At 55.1% G+C, this 15209-nt stretch carries 15 protein-coding genes; 8 read left to right on the top strand and 7 right to left on the bottom strand.

The window, feature by feature from the left end; translation table 11 throughout:
• Positions 1–37 precede the first annotated feature (37 nt).
• From Pla22_RS00160 to Pla22_RS00180, 5 genes are all read right to left on the bottom strand, one after another.
• The gene (locus Pla22_RS00160; RefSeq protein WP_146512790.1) at positions 38–655 is read right to left on the bottom strand and encodes a hypothetical protein; all 618 of its coding nucleotides are present in this window, start codon (positions 653–655) and stop codon (positions 38–40) included.
• Positions 645–1382, bottom strand: coding sequence for a molybdopterin-guanine dinucleotide biosynthesis protein MobB (locus Pla22_RS00165; RefSeq protein ID WP_146512791.1), 738 nt, complete (start codon positions 1380–1382; stop codon positions 645–647). Before Pla22_RS00165 ends, Pla22_RS00160 begins: the two co-directional genes overlap by 11 nt.
• Positions 1379–1870 (bottom strand): hypothetical protein, encoded by a 492-nt coding sequence (locus Pla22_RS00170; RefSeq protein ID WP_146512792.1) that lies wholly within the window; start codon positions 1868–1870, stop codon positions 1379–1381. Before Pla22_RS00170 ends, Pla22_RS00165 begins: the two co-directional genes overlap by 4 nt.
• Entirely contained in the window at positions 1795–3081 is a 1287-nt protein-coding gene (locus Pla22_RS00175; RefSeq protein ID WP_146512793.1) for a hypothetical protein, read from the bottom strand. The genes Pla22_RS00170 and Pla22_RS00175 overlap by 76 nt, the downstream gene beginning before the upstream one ends.
• Positions 3082–3156: 75 nt before the next feature.
• Complete coding sequence (locus tag Pla22_RS00180) at positions 3157–3423, bottom strand: DNA-directed RNA polymerase subunit alpha C-terminal domain-containing protein (RefSeq protein ID WP_242631695.1); 267 nt, start codon at positions 3421–3423, stop codon at positions 3157–3159.
• A gap of 388 nt (positions 3424–3811) precedes the next feature.
• Here Pla22_RS00180 and Pla22_RS00185 point away from each other — a divergent pair, with 388 nt between their 5' ends.
• Positions 3812–5026 (top strand): hypothetical protein, encoded by a 1215-nt coding sequence (locus Pla22_RS00185; RefSeq protein WP_242631696.1) that lies wholly within the window; start codon positions 3812–3814, stop codon positions 5024–5026.
• A gap of 382 nt (positions 5027–5408) precedes the next feature.
• Complete coding sequence (locus tag Pla22_RS00190) at positions 5409–6743, top strand: beta-ketoacyl-[acyl-carrier-protein] synthase family protein (RefSeq protein WP_146512795.1); 1335 nt, start codon at positions 5409–5411, stop codon at positions 6741–6743.
• 132 nt (positions 6744–6875) lie between these two features.
• On the opposite strand, the gene Pla22_RS00195 is transcribed toward Pla22_RS00190, so the two are convergent.
• Positions 6876–8006, bottom strand: coding sequence for a hypothetical protein (locus Pla22_RS00195; RefSeq protein ID WP_146512796.1), 1131 nt, complete (start codon positions 8004–8006; stop codon positions 6876–6878).
• A 221-nt stretch (positions 8007–8227) separates the two neighbouring features.
• Between Pla22_RS00195 and Pla22_RS00200 the strand changes: the two genes are divergently transcribed.
• Positions 8228–9013 carry a 3-keto-disaccharide hydrolase gene (locus tag Pla22_RS00200; RefSeq protein WP_146512797.1) on the top strand — a complete coding sequence of 262 codons (786 nt, stop codon included), beginning with the start codon at positions 8228–8230 and terminating at the stop codon, positions 9011–9013.
• 48 nt (positions 9014–9061) lie between these two features.
• Here the strand turns inward: Pla22_RS00200 and Pla22_RS00205 are convergent, their stop codons facing one another.
• Entirely contained in the window at positions 9062–9679 is a 618-nt protein-coding gene (locus Pla22_RS00205) for a metallophosphoesterase family protein (RefSeq protein ID WP_146512798.1), read from the bottom strand.
• A gap of 23 nt (positions 9680–9702) precedes the next feature.
• Between Pla22_RS00205 and Pla22_RS00210 the strand changes: the two genes are divergently transcribed.
• The 5 genes from Pla22_RS00210 to Pla22_RS00230 all read left to right on the top strand — a co-directional run bounded on the left by Pla22_RS00210 (position 9703) and on the right by Pla22_RS00230 (position 15204).
• Positions 9703–10101, top strand: coding sequence for a hypothetical protein (locus Pla22_RS00210; protein ID WP_242631697.1), 399 nt, complete (start codon positions 9703–9705; stop codon positions 10099–10101).
• Between the two features lie 230 nt (positions 10102–10331).
• Positions 10332–11648, top strand: coding sequence for a BON domain-containing protein (locus Pla22_RS00215; RefSeq protein WP_146515130.1), 1317 nt, complete (start codon positions 10332–10334; stop codon positions 11646–11648).
• Between the two features lie 298 nt (positions 11649–11946).
• Positions 11947–12510, top strand: coding sequence for a hypothetical protein (locus Pla22_RS00220; protein ID WP_146515131.1), 564 nt, complete (start codon positions 11947–11949; stop codon positions 12508–12510).
• 229 nt (positions 12511–12739) lie between these two features.
• Positions 12740–13963, top strand: coding sequence for an alpha/beta hydrolase family protein (locus tag Pla22_RS00225; RefSeq protein ID WP_165440447.1), 1224 nt, complete (start codon positions 12740–12742; stop codon positions 13961–13963).
• Positions 13960–15204, top strand: coding sequence for a 3-hydroxyacyl-CoA dehydrogenase family protein (locus Pla22_RS00230; protein ID WP_146512800.1), 1245 nt, complete (start codon positions 13960–13962; stop codon positions 15202–15204). Before Pla22_RS00225 ends, Pla22_RS00230 begins: the two co-directional genes overlap by 4 nt.
• The last annotated feature ends 5 nt before the right edge of the window (positions 15205–15209 follow it).

The following is a 15209-nucleotide window of genomic DNA, read 5'->3' on the forward strand; positions in this document are numbered from 1 at the left end:
TTGTCTAGACTGCGTTTTGAGCCCCCAAGGCAGCCTGTTAAAGGTCCGATTGGTCAAGCTGATCAAGCAAATCGTCGAGGTGTCCATCCGAGGGTGGAGATCCCGATTGGCCAACCGGTGGCGACTGATGAGCCGATTGTTTGATGATGGGCTCTGCTTGGAACCTCGGCGAAACAGGCTTCGAAGCGTCCGATACCGAACGGCTCGCCCCCGGCATCAGGTCGAATGTTTTGACCGACTTGACCTGCCGCAGACGTTCCAAGGCGTCAATCCATTGTTGGATGGTCCATGGCTGATGCAGATCAAAGGCGTAGATTCGCCGCGCTGCGGCGCTAGCCACCGGTGCCGTCGGATCACCGAGATGCCTAGCACGTTGCCCTGCAAACCCCAGCGATGCGAGTTGCACCATGGCCTGATCTATCGACACTCGAGTCAATACGGCGACATCGCCAGTCATGGACTCCAGCGTCAATGCATCCGTGGATCCCGGCTGAAGATCATCCAGTGGGCCCACGAGGGTAACGTCGATTCCGGGTCGGCCGAGTAAGTTCCCAACAAGCTGCTCAGTCAACTTATCAAGCGCAGCGGAAGAGCCACCCGCATCATTCTTTCCGGCTCGATGGACCAAGATAATGGAGAGTCGATCAATAGCCACGAATCACCTCGCGATGACGACCAGCCGACGTCGTAACGCTTTGATCGACAGTGCCCCGAGCCGAACGGCACACCGGTTGAACTTCGTCATACAGATCAAACCAAAAGTCTCGAACGTTCAAAGCTGGATTGCCTTGTGGTTGCTGCTGTTGCTGCCGTAGACGCTCGCCAACCAATCGCTGGACGTCTTCGGAACTGTCGGAAACTCGTTCAAGGGTCAAGGTTGCCAAATCGCTAAGTGATACTTCAGTGCGGTACAACACTGGCACGCTGCGAAATGGCTGGTGAGTCGTCATCAGCAACGATTGATTGCGTTGTCGAGTCGCGCGATACAGCTTGATTCGTCCGAGCCTACTTAATTGCTCTGCACCATCCACGATCAACAAACCACCCCCGGCGAGCCTGCGAGCGGTGGAAACGGCATCCGACAACGATCGATACGCGTGGATCCATCGGTGGGTCCAAGAGGATGAACCGAGTCGCAACGGTGACACATCGAGCGGTTGCAGATAGGCGACATCGGCAAAGGCATCTCGCAAACTGGGTAGCAACGACTTAACGAGCGTCGACTTGCCGGTCCCATGTTGACCGACGATCTGGCAGACCGTTAAGTCGCGGACATCCGAGGCCAAATCATTGATCGAACGGTCGAACGCCTTTCCAACAAAACGAAACGGAATCGATCCCGGTCGAATTGCCGCGGTACGAAAAGGATTCGACTCAATCACGCCTGAGAAGAGGCACGAACGGAAGCTTGCGAACCAAACGAGTCGAAGTTGCTGCGAGGCGACACCAAGTGAAACGGTTGCTCAGCGATGATTTCACGACCGTCATTCATGAACAAACGAAGGCGAACGCACCAACGCAAACTGATCAGGTGCCCGTGATAGCTCAGCGGCGATGCAGGCAGGTGACATCGCAGGGACTGTTCGTCAGCCAAACCCAAGCGACGTAGTTGTTCGGGAGAAACTCGGTGAAAGTGATGAACGTGCAAATCTTCATCACCCTTACCTTCAGTGTGCCACAGCACCGAGACCTCAATCGATTGCAGATCGTCAAGGCAAACGCGGCGAATCCGCCACCTGGCCATTAGTTCACCACCGGCCTCGTAGACACCGTCTTCTCGGCAGAGCGCAACATTTACCGCGGGCTGCGCTTCGGTGGCGCGACCGACGGGTGAATGACGACGGGAAAACTTCGGTAGAACGATGGCCATGGATGTGATTCCCCCTTAACAACGATCTTCCAACGAATCGCGTTATGAGTACCGACAAACGAATGCATGATATTGTCGGGCAGTTGCAGGACTAATTGTTGTTCCCAAGGGGCTCGGGGGTCAACTCGAACTTCACGCTCTTTACACAAAACCTGCACAAAAGATTCGTGACGATCCACGCGTACATCGGTTCCTTGGCGATAAAACGTTTCTTCTTCGCAAACGAGCTGGACACGAAGTCGTTTTAGCCGCAAACGTCCCATCTGGATGACGAACACGTCACAGGTCTCACCGGGACACAAGGGTTGTTGGCTGATTTCAACGATGGTGGGGCCTATGCCGGCTGACTGCTTTAATTGGGTTACGAAGTATTTGAACGACCAGTAACCGATCACCGCGAATGGCCCCAGCAAGAGCGTCAAAATCCAACGAGGGCTGCCGTACCAAAAACCGGAAACAGCAACCGCCAGCAGAATGAACCAGACAGCGTTCCAAAGAAACGTCAAGATCGCCGGTCCGGCCAAGCCAGCCTCACGAGTCTCAGCCGCTAGTCGATAGGCCAGACGCTCGCCCGGACTGTCCGTCAACGATGTACCGCGAGGAACGCTCGGCAATTTTGTTAGATCATCCGTAGCCGATGCGGGTGCCGTCGGACCGATGAAGTCCATCGCGTCCTTTTCAAATTGGCCCGCGCGATTCGCCAGCACACTTCGATATTCTGTACTGGCGCCCAAGTGCATCAGTCGGTACACCAACGACACCACGCCGGTGCCGATCGCAGCGACCGATAGGATTCCAAAAATCCACGTGCTCAAGGACGTCGAGAATGCGGGAGCCAACGAATCCGAAAACGCTTCGTCGGAAATGCGAGCCATGTCGTCCGGCGCGAAGCGGTTGATCAACACCAACGAGAGCCCGAACACGCCGAGTAAAAACAGGACGCCAAAGAAGACGACTTCACTGGCGATTCCAGCGCCGTCGGAACCGAGAAAACTTGATCCGCCCGAACGACGACCTTGCCGGCGCATCCATGGCCGCATGACTCCGTAAATCATCAGTCGCCAGCGGGACAAACGCCCACGCTGGCGACGCTTCGGTGATTTTGAGCGATTCGACGCCGCGTCATCTCCCCCGAGTCGTTGACGACCACCTCGCTGCCGAACGCCTTGCGAGCCTTCGTGGGGCGAATGGGAATCAGAGGAGCGAGTCATAGGAGTCGAACGAGGGGCAACAGATGCGTTTGGACTGTTCCAGCCTAACGCGAACCAACGTTGCCGGGATGGCCCCTACCGAGCCTTTTCGCGACTAGGGCGATAAAAGCCGAGTTCTTCCAAGGCCGCGTAGACTTCATCCAAAGTCTTCTCGCCAAAGTTGCTGATCGACAGCAACCGTCGCGGAGTGGCGTGCAGCAAATCTCGAACAGTCAGAATGCCAGTTTCTTCCAAGCAGTTTGTCGTTCGAACCGACAAGCCCATCTCGGCAATGCTCAAGTCCAATCGCTCGCGACGCAATCGAGCATCTTCATCGGCTTGAATCAATGGAATACGAGTCATCACAAAATTCCTTCTTGTAATTGTGAAGCCAACTTGGAGGAAACGGTCGCGTTGACCTGGTCCAAGATGACACTGCCCTGATCGTCGGCGCTGCTGGATGGCGCCGCGGCAGTCTCCCCAGAGTTGCTGCCGCATGATGCGAATCGTAGGCGATCTTGACGAGACAAAAAAGATGCTCAGGCAACGATCTTGTCGCATTTTCTCAAACTCAAAATGCTAGCAAATACGTGGTCGAGCAGCTCGCCGACGGTTTCAGCTTTGCCGTGAACGCTTCGATGTGGAAACGAGCATGAAAACATCTTGCCTCGAAATGTCAATTTTGGCTAAAGCCATTCATATCGTGGGAAACACCTCGCACACGACGAAACTATATCCAGGAAATTAATCCATGCGTCACTGCCTGACCTATTGCCTTCTCGTGCTGGCCGCTTGCGCATGCTGGGCACCCAATACCAGTTGGTCACAAGGGATGGCTTTGCCTGGGAACCCATCGGCCGCCGATACGCCGCCGAGCATGCAGAACCCCGCGTTCAGCCGCCCCAATGTGAACCAGCAATCTCTGGGCAGTGGTCAAGTCACCAGCGGTGGGGCACTGCCTCGCACTGCCGGCCAGGAACACCGTGTATATGACCTACGTCCTTACACGGGCTATCTAACGAAGCATGATCATCCCGAACAAGCAATCATTGATTGGGTCCTTCGCGAAACCGGCACGGATGTTTGGTTCACTCAACCGTTTGGTTTCTTGAACGCTGATCGCGACCAATTGTCCGTTTATCATACCAACGAGATGCACCAGGTAGTTTCCGGCGTGGTTGATCGCTTCGTCGCTGGCGAAAAAGAACCTCAAGTGATGAACTTGCGAGTGATGACCGTTGGCAACGCCAATTGGCGCAGCCGAGCTCACATGCTGATGCAACACGTGACGGTCGATTCACCTGGCGTTCAAGCGTGGTTGTTGAGCAAAGAGAATGCCGCGTTGGTCATGAACATCCTTCGTCAAAGAACGGACGCTCGATTGGTTCAGGATTTGAACCTTACGCTCTACAACGGCCAGACCGAGAAATTGGCTAGCACACGCGGACGCAACTATGTTCAGAACGTACGTCCGGCTCCCAACGCATGGCCACCGTACGAACCCGAAACCGGCGAAGTCCAAGAGGGATATCGGCTTTCGCTTAGTCCGTTATTGTCGACTGATGGCCGAGCGATTGATTGCGTGATCGAAGCTGAGATCGATCAAGTCGATAAACTTAATCACGTCGATTTGGAACTGCCGCTCCCGAACAACCAAATTCACAAGACTCGCATCGACGTTCCGCAAGTCGTCAGTTGGCGTCTGCACGAACGTTTCCGCTGGCCTTCGGATATGGTGTTGCTGCTATCCTGCGGCGTGGTAGCGAGCCCCGAGCGAGCCAAGGGCATTCCGATGCTGAACATGGAAATGCTAACGGGATCGACCCCGGGTCGAGCGGACGCTTTGCTATTCGTTCAGTTCCGAGGGCGGGCATCCGAGAATTTGACCACCGTCCCACTGGCACCCGAAACCGCTACCCAGCCGCGAATCGGCAGTTCGGGCGGGGCCAACCGCGGCCGTTACTAGGCCTTAGTTGCCGCGAAAGTCGCGGCGAGCGTCAATGGCGCCGGTGGTGATCCCGCAATCCCCCCGCATTCGGCTGACGGTAGACTAGACTCCTCTTTGCTGGGTCTCCTGTTTTAGAGTGGGTCTCCTGTTTTGGTGAGTCTCCTGATTTGGTGGGCCTCCTAGTTTGCTGGGCCTCCCGAGTTCGCCCAGTGGCGTTTAGAATGCCGCTCGCCGATTTTCATAGCGGTCCTGTGGTCGTCGCCACCCTGCGATATTCTGGTCAGGCTGATCCTGGGTTGTTCTGGTCAAGTTGATCGCGGGATGTTCTGGTCATGTTGATTGGGGCAATGCCTAACGACCGTTCGTCGCCCCTATTTCACTCTCGAAAATTCCTTCCACCATGGAAAACTCTTCGTCACGCCGCGTTGTCATCACCGGTCTAGGTGTCGTTTGCCCTCTGGGAAACGATCCCGATCGATTGGTACAAGCTCTTCGCGATGGCGAGAGCGGGATCGGGCCTTTGACCCAAGTCCCGCAAGGAGTTCTATCGATTGACTACGGTGCCGAAGCGTCAGACTTCACGGGCGACATCAGCGACTATGGGCCGATGGATAAATCGCTTCAGCGAACGATTCGCAAAGGCAGCAAAGTCATGTGCCGCGAAATCGAGATGGGCGTGGCCGTTGCACAACTCGCGTTACATAACGCAGGACTCGACGAAGGCTCGCGCGACCGTGATCGTACCGGCGTGATCTATGGTTGCGACTACATCATGTCGTTACCAGAAGAATTCGCGACGGGCATCCAGAAGTGTCTTGAGGACGGCGAGTTCAAATTCGAAAAATGGGGCCAACACGGCAAGCCCGAGATCAATCCACTTTGGTTGCTGAAGTACTTGCCCAACATGCCCGCAAGTCACATCGCGATCTACAACGACCTACGCGGGCCGAATAACTCCATCACGGTTCGTGAAGCATCGGCCGGCGCTGCAATCGCCGAAGCGTATTCCACCATCACTCGCGGTCATGCCGATGTTTTGGTGGTCGGATCGACCGGGTCACGCATCCACCCTCTGCGAACGCTGCACGCATCCTTGCAAGAACAACTAGCGACGAACCAATCGGACCCGTCGACGATGTCACGTCCCTTTGACGAAAGTCGTAACGGTAGCGTGGTCGGCGAAGGTGCAGCCGCCATGATCTTTGAAACCCTTGAGCATGCTCAAGCTCGCGGCGCCACGATCCTTGGCGAGGTCATCGGATACGGCAGCAGTGCGGTCGGGCCGCAAACCCTTTTGACGCAAGATGCCGACGGCGAAGACACGACTCATCTTCGAACCGCGATCGCAAACGTTCTTCGCGCCGCCCTGGGCGATCGCGATCCAGCCTCGGTCGGCCACATTCACGCGCACGGCCTGGGCACACCTTCTTGCGATCGTCAAGAAGCGGAAGCCATTGAAGAAGTGTTTGGAGACGTTGCTAAACAACCACCCGTTACCACGGCAAAGGGTCACTTTGGCAATCTTGGTGCAGGCGGCGGGATGGTCGAGGCCATCGCCAGTCTCAAATCGCTCGGTGGATCACTCTTCCCCATCCGTAACCTAGCAAACCTCGCATCGGATTGCCCCATCGCTGCTTGCACCAGTACATCTACTTCCGCAGGCGACAGTTTCATCTCAGTCAACGTGACCCCTCAAGGTCAAGCATCGGCGATCATGATCACAAGCTTCCAATAAGGACGGATTGCCAAGTCGCGGCTGCTCGATTGCGGTCGCCAAGTAGCAACTCGCCCGTCGCGCTCGCCCCATTGCGAAGGCTGTCTTTCGGCGACATCGCTCGAATGCCGCCGGCATCACGTCACCGCTAAGCTATCTCAAACCGTGCTGACGGTTGAACAAATCTGGATCGAAGGGATTATCAACCTGGGGCATCCGCCACGGCAGATCTGAATTTTGGTCAGCCTCGAGAACAGGTCGTTTGGCGGTCTCAAACTCGGCGTCGATAGCAGCTTGATCCTCAAATGACTCTGACCAAGTAGGGTCAGCAATCGAGTCGTCGCGATCGAGCCGTTCATCTCTATCGAATGCATCGGATGGTTGAGTGTGCGAGGTCGTGCTGACTTCTTGACCGCTATGCTTCATTTCGTAGGCTGCTCTTTGAAGCCAATATTCCAGCGCCACGATGGCCTTGCGATGGCGTAGCCCCAAAGGTGCTGCTTCGCCACCGTGGGGCGTGATTGCTTTAATCAATAATTCACTGTCGCGGTAATCATCAGCGTTTACATAGCCCAGTACCGCATTCAAATTCGCATGAGTGGTTTCACTCGATGCTCGAGACTTGCCCGGTGGAGATGCTAACGTCCATTTCCGGCCTGAATCGGGTTCATGGCAGCGACTGCACCGTGTCGCCAAGGTCGATTGCACGGTACGAGCAAACTGTTCCACCGAGACTTGCGAGATGGCAGATGGAGGACTGATTTCTTGATCGTGTTGGGCATGTTCGATCCCAGAAATCACGGGAACGCTTCGAGTCACTTCTGATGTCGCAAGATTGAGCCGAAGTTCCAAACGTGACAAATCTGGATGACTGGGATCGAGTTTGCGAGCCAGCTCGAGTTCGTTTTCCGCAAGGTCAAACAGTTCGTATCGCAGGCACCAATCGGCTTCTTCTAAGTGCGTTCGGACGTTCTTAGTTTCACGGTGGTCAATGCGGTATTGGTATAAATTGCGAACTGAACCGGCCCAGCACGCGACAGCGGTTCGAGGCAGTCGAACTTCGCTGCCACCGCCTTTGCGAATGACAACGTACTCACCGACTTGATGCGCGGCGCCAAATACAACGTTCCCATTGCCTAGCAAGACGCAGGGCTGAGATCCCGATTCGCCAACCACTACATCGCTGGCATGAACCAAGGGTGCGTTGATACCGTGCAACCAAATTCCAACATTCAATGCGAACGCTAGCTTGGCAATCGATCGTGGCCTGGGAAATTTGCTCATAGTGCATTGGTCAGTAACATTTCGCCGGTTGCACCGTCAAGTCCGCTGCCAGCACCCTTCGGCTGGGGATTCCGCTTACTTCGAGGTCGCGAAGGTTGGAAATCGGCTCTTTGTAGTCAATTGAATCTGAGGTTCAGACGGACCATACTGGTGCATCTTCGACAAGCCGCTTGGACGGCGAGTCCTGCATTTCGAATCCCCGCCTTCCGCATGAGTACGACGTGAAAATTGTTGCTTCGACCACCGCGTTTTTGTTATTGGTAGCCGCCCCTTCGCTTTCCTTCGCAGAAGAGTATCTCAATGGAATCCAATGGGACGAACCTCGAGTGGTCGACCCCGGTGAAAGCGATGATGCGCCACCGTCCGATGCGATCGTGCTTTTCGACGGCTCAGATCTATCGGAATGGGAGAACGCCGAAACCTGGAAAATCGAAGACGGGGCAATGGTTGTCGGCAGCAAGGCGATCGTTTCGAAACAATCGTTCGGCGACATTCAATTGCATGCCGAATGGTCCGCACCGACTCCAGCAAAGGGTGAAGGCCAAGGCCGAGGCAACAGCGGCATCTTTCTTATGAACCGATACGAAATCCAAGTATTGGATTCATTCGAAAATCCAACCTATTTCGACGGCCAAGCGGGCGGCATCTACAAACAAACGCCACCAGCGGTCAACGCAACTCGACCACCAGGCCAATGGAACACCTACGATATTTTCTGGACGGCGCCTCGCTTTAACGAAGACGGGTCACTTAAGTCGCCTGCCTATATCACTGCGGTTCACAACGGCGTGCTCATCCAGAACCACTTTGAACTTAAAGGTGACACTCCTTACAACCGCCCGCCGAAATACACCGCTCATCCTGAAAAAGGACCGATTGGGATTCAAGATCACGGAAACCCGGTCAAGTTTCGCAACATCTGGGTACGTGAGTTCAAACCTGCCCATGGTGAGCAAGTCGAACCGCCGTACATCTTGGACAAAGGCGAAAAGAAGCCAATCGAGTAAGCTCGTTCATGCGGCGAATCTCGTATTCCTAGGCTCGCGCACTTGAGCTTACGTCTCAATACTGACAATCACGCCGGCCGGTCCGGCGTTGACGATCACGGATTCTCCAAGCGTGACCTGTTTACCCCAATCGCTGTGGATATGGCCGCAAACGACCAGCTTGGGTTTCTTCGCCAGAACACAATCACGAATCGCTTGGCTTCCGCGAATCTTGCCGGCACTGTCGTGATCCACCGTATCGATCGGCGGCGAATGCACAACAAGAATTCCATGGGGCGGGCAATCGGCAAGCATTGTTTCGGCAGTCTCTTCGTCAAAGTCGTAGCTCCAGTCACCAAACGGCGTGACGGGAATCCCACCGCCAAGTCCGTAAATGGGGACGTCTAGGTGCTGGGCTCCATTGCCGTGCAGCACTTCTGCTGATCGCCAACACGCCGCTGCCTGACGCAATTCATCGGCCGATTCACCGTTACCGGGTACCAAGATCGCGGGCAATTCGATCGCGGCGAGTAGATCGAGCGTATCGGCGGCTCCCACTCTTCGATTGGCAAAATCTCCCGCACCAATCACCATATCAATAGCTTGCTCGGGATCGTTTGCCACCTGAACTAGACGTGCGGCCGCCTCGCGGTCTCGATGCAGATCGCTAAAACAGAGTATCTTCATCAGTACGTGCCTCGCTTGCTGAGTTGAATCGTGAGTTTTCCCATGGAGCCATTCCCATCGCAACGCCGCCCCATTCGACTTCATCAACCAACGGATCGCTGGACGATTGGCGGCGTAGAACGGTGCTGGTTATCTCGATCGTGCTATTGCTCGCCTGTGGCATAGTCACTTGGCAATACGGAACCGATGGTACCGCTCGTTTCGTCGCTTCGGCAACCGGTCGAGTGGGCTTGGTGATGGGTGCGCTCTGGTTAGCATGGCCGAGCTTGCGTCGCCCGGCCTCTTGGTTGCCTCCTGGCTTGGCGGTGGGTGGTGTCATCGTCCTTGCTGTGGTTGCCGCTCAACCTCGTTTGGCGTTTGTGGCCATCCCTGCGATGGGAGTTTTGTTCACGATTGCTTCGGTTGTACGTGCGTTTCGCTAGCGTCGAACCGGCGTGAAACTTGTTTCAGGCGCCAATCGGCGACAAAATCAGAAAAAACCTACCAGCCGTACCTCGTTGTGGCCGAAAGAACCAACAACACTCCTCTGGTGAGAGCATTCGATTTCATCGAAACAGCACCAACCGAGGTGACTTAGACCTTTGGCATCGTGTCGCGGGACTATGAAAGTCACACCGCCCAGATGGAATTAGGACTGCAGGGAGGCATTTTGATGCGACGCAAGTATTTTGGAATCGCGATTGCCGCGCTCGCGACCCTCGGGCCGATGCAGGCCTGGGGTGGTGACCGCGAAATCGCCGAACAGATTATTCAACGACTCAAGAGCAACCGAGACTCGGGCGCTCTGAAAGACTTCAACCTCGACATGAAAGTCGATGATGGAGTCGTTCTCCTTCGGGGCAAAGTTGCCGCCGATGTACAAAAAGAATTGGTGTTGGCCGCAGCGAACGGCATCGAAGGCATCACTAAGGTAGTGGATGAAGTCAGCGTCATTGCGGCTTCTCAACCCACGACCGTGGCCACCAATTCCGCGACCGCAGCAAGCGAGCTCACGGAAATGATCACCGCGGCTAAACCCACTGCGGCACCGTTGCTTGTCGTGGAAGAACAACCGGAAGTGATGACACCAGCTCCCGTTGCCGAATTGGCGACCACGGATGTGACACCACAAAACGGATCATTCTCGTTTGCGGAAGCATTGGCGTCCGAAGCGAAAATCGTTCGTGAAACAGTTCGCCAGCCGCTTGAGGTCATGCCAGGTGTGATCCAACCAGCCGCCGCGCTGGAAGAATCCAGCGATGACGAGATTGTTTCCTCGGTGGTTTCCGCACTCGGCCGAGCGAAAGACGCTGGCAAGCTGAAAGGCTTTGGCGTCGATGTGCAATGCGAGAACGGAACGCTTGCATTAACAGGCCGCGCATCATCAGCTCAGCAAAGAAACGCAATTCTGAACATCGCAAGCCAAATCCCTGGTGTTAACGGTGTTCGTGAGGCGATTTCGATTCCCGCAGCATCTAACCTAGCTCGTTTGCCAGAAGCGATTTCCGCACCTGCGGTCGCCGAACCGATGCAAAACGTACCGGCTCGATTGGCTTCGGCTCCGATGCAGCACGCGGCTCCGATCATGGACCCGGCTCCAACGCCGATGTATCAGCCACAAGCTCAAGCAATGCCTCGGCAGCAAATGCCTGCGATGACCTCGCAATATCGCATGCAGCCTCAGCTTCAAGCTCAACAGGCCAGCATGGGTATGGGAATGGGTGGCGGAATGGGTCAGCCCGTGCCAATGGCTCCGCATTCGCCAGTGGGTGCTCCTCGCTACGACTCGCCGAACCTGCCGAACTACGCTTGGCCAGGCTACGCTGCTCATCCGAACTACGCTGCACTGACTTATCCTCAGCAGTACAGCCCTACGGCATGGCCATACATTGGGCCGTTCTATCCGTACCCACAAGTTCCATTGGGATGGCGTAAAGTTAGTCTTGAATGGGACGACGGCTGGTGGTTCCTTGACTTCACCGATCGTTGATCCAATGAAGCCCTGACGTTCAATAAGACCCGCAAGCGATGCTTTCATCCTTGCGGGTTTTTTCGTTTGCCGCCGACCGTGGTGTTTCACGGGCTTCGAGTGAACGCATGACAACACCTCTCGTCTTTCGGTCATTTCTTCGGAATTACCCGCAAGATCGGTACAAGTTCACACGATACAAGTAGTACGAAGCGAGCGCTAGAGATTTCGCCCGCACTACGAACCACAGAAGGTTGCTCGGATGACCAGCTCGAATTGCCGCAAGGCCAAGAATCCAAACCCCAACGCGACGTCGTCGATGGGAAATTACATCGTCGCTGGATTGGCAGCCGTTGTGCTCGCCTCTTCCACCGGTTGCTACGGTTTGGGTGGTGGATACAACATTGGCTTCCTTGGCTATCCCATGCCAGTTAGCCCTTTCTACCAGCACAAGCAAGAAGAGAAGTTCTGGAAAAAGGAACGCTACGAGCGAGTCCCAATTCTTGGTCCCACCACGTCCGGTGGTACCGTCAAGGCACTCGATCCACCGAGTGACGATGAAGTCATGCACGCGTTGGAAACCGCACGTCCAGTTCAAGGCGGCATTCCACTGATCTACGAAAAGCAGCGTAGCGACGTCCGCATCATCAAAGAGAAGATCGCTGACTACATCGACCCGCCGCGTTTCTATCCGCTGATTGGCCCAGCCCAATTGCACCACGCTCACTACAAGTGCACGATCTACTTCGAGGAAAAGACCACCATCGGTTATCCTGTTCCTCACACGCTTGACGATCGCGAAGCCATCGAGGTTGTCTACATCGACCACAACCACTTCCACATGGTCGGCGACGTAGAACCTTACACAACGCCAAACCTGTAGGCTTCCGCTCGACTTCAACTGAGCACCCAACCAATAGCGGAAACGCTGGTCTCTTTAGCAGAGATCAGCGTTTTTTCGTTTCTCGAAGGCAGTCTTTGCCTCACATGACTACGTGCTTAAAAGCCTTGGTATCATCTTGGTAGCAATCCATTCGGATCGCTCCTGCCTTCCCGCTTCTTCGCACTCGTTCCCCACCGAAGTTATGAATCATTTCACTGGAATCGTAATCGTGGCTCTTTTCGCCTCGACGATGCCCCGGGCCTTCGCTCAAACCACGGACGCATCACCTTGGCAAGCCAATCGCGAACTCGTCACCAAACTGTCCGAGAAACAACCCGAGTTCATTTACGAGGAAGACAAGGTTCCCGAGTTTGACCTTCCCCCGGTCTTGGAAAGCAGCACCGAGTCACCGCAACACTGGACGAGCGTGACACGCCCCAAGTTGTTGCAGCAATTCCGCGATCACGTTTACGGGAATCGGCCGGATACCAAACATTCCGTTTCCACTCGCCAAGTGAAAACGGTCTCGAATGCCTTTGATGGCAAGGCGACCGGGCACCAGATGGAAATGACGGTGTCGATCGGCGATCGGCAATTCTCATTCCCGTTCGTGTTGATGACACCTAACCAATCAAAGCAGCCAACTCCCGCAGTCGTCTTTATCAATAACCGAAGCCAGCTTTCACTTGACGATGTCGTTGCCGAGTCGGATACGTTTTGGCCCGCTCGAACACTCATCGAACGTGGCTATGCAACCGCATCATTCTTCACCTCTGATGTGGACCCTGATGACAAAGACCGATACTCTGACTCGATCCGAAGTTTCTTTGCCAACGGCGAATTTCCTAGCCAAAAGTCATGGGGCAGTCTGTCGGCCTGGGGATGGGCCGCCAGTCGTATGCTTGAGCAACTCGCCGCGCAGCCAAGCGTCGATGCCGACCGAATTGCGGTAGTGGGTCACTCGCGCGGCGGCAAAACAGCACTCTGGGCGGCGGCCGAAGACGATCGCTTCGCGGCAGTGCATTCTAACGAGTCGGGCTGCGGCGGCGCGGCGCTATCTCGTCGACAATTCGGAGAATCCGTCGCCCGAATCACCCGAGTGTTTCCTCATTGGTTCTGTCGAGCGTTCACTGCCTACTCGGACAATGAATCCGAATTGCCCGTCGACCAACATCAACTGATCGCGATCCTCGCGCCTCGCGGAGTCTACATATCAAGTGCCGATGAGGATTTGTGGGCTGACCCTCACGGCGAATATCTCGCGTTGGTTCATTCGGCCCCAGCCTTCGAATTGTTAGGCCAGGCGGCAATCACGCAAACCAGCATGCCTCCCATCGACCAGCAACGAGTCCGGGGAAAAACTGGCTACCATGTTCGATCGGGCCCTCACAATCTGACACCTTTCGACTGGGACATGTTTCTTGACTTCACTGACACCTTATTTGTGCGATGAAGCCTCCATCATTTGATCAGCCGTTGGGTCCCGATCCACGCATCACGTTGGTAGGTGCCGGCGTTGTCGGCCAAGCCATTTTGCGTGCGCATGTCGCAGCAGGATTGTCGGTGCGAATTTGCGACCAAGACGCTGCATCTTTAAACCGGGCAATCGAGATCGTCGACATGAATCCCGAGCATTGGCAAATTATCCGGGGCAAGGAATTCGGTGATCTTCCCTGCATTGAATTGGTCAGTTCGCGAGACCGTACCGAGTCGACTTTGTCACGTATCGTCATCGAATCCATTCCCGAACGCTTGGACGTGAAGCGATCCTTCTTTGCCGAAATTGAATCACACGTTGATAACAACACCGTCCTCTGTACCAACACGTCGACCCTGCGAATCGGCGAGATAGCGAGTGCGATATCCGACCCCACGCGATTCTGTGGCATGCACTTTTTCATGCCGGTGGAAAATAGAAATGCAGTGGAGTTGATCTGTGGTGATAGAACCTCGGACGCCTGCCTTGCGGTCGCGACTCAGCACATTCGCAATTTGCGCAAAGTCCCGTTAGTTGTTCGTGACACACCAGGCTTCATCGTTAACCGCCTGCTGTCGCCATACCTGAACGAATCGCTGCAACTGCTTTGCCGAGGCATCTCGGCGGAGCGAATTGAAGCGGCAGCCTTGAACTATGGCATGCCCATTTCACCATTGGAATTGATCGACAATATCGGCACCCGAACAATGTTCGATGCCGGGCGTGTGTATTGGCAATCATTCCCCGACCGTATCGATCCGTCGCCGATGTTGGCGGGATTGGTCAAATCCAAACGTGCGGGAAAGTACGTCGGAACGGGAATCTACGACTACGACCGCAGCGGAAATCGTTCAGCGGAGATTGCGGAAATCACAAAGACGCTGATACACCGATATCGGCTCGACGATGTCGAACTGACCGATCAAGAAATCACGGATCGGTTGTCAATTCCCATGTGGATCGAAGCCGCAATCGCAACCAAGGAAGGCACGGTCAACGATATTGAACAGTTTGATACGGCAATGCGAGGTGGATTGGGCTACGCACCTGAACAATCGTGGCTAGATTTCTTTGATCATCTCGGCAGCAACCACATCCTCAATGCGATCTCGCGTTGGTCCAAACACTCCAAAGCGATGGTGGCTCCTGAGGCAATCGCGGCAGCATTGTCGAATTTCGAGCCAAGTCGGGCTCTCCACGAACTTCGAACTCAGTAACTCGA

The organism is Rubripirellula amarantea, from assembly GCF_007859865.1.
Taxonomy (GTDB): Bacteria; Planctomycetota; Planctomycetia; order Pirellulales; family Pirellulaceae; genus Rubripirellula; species Rubripirellula amarantea.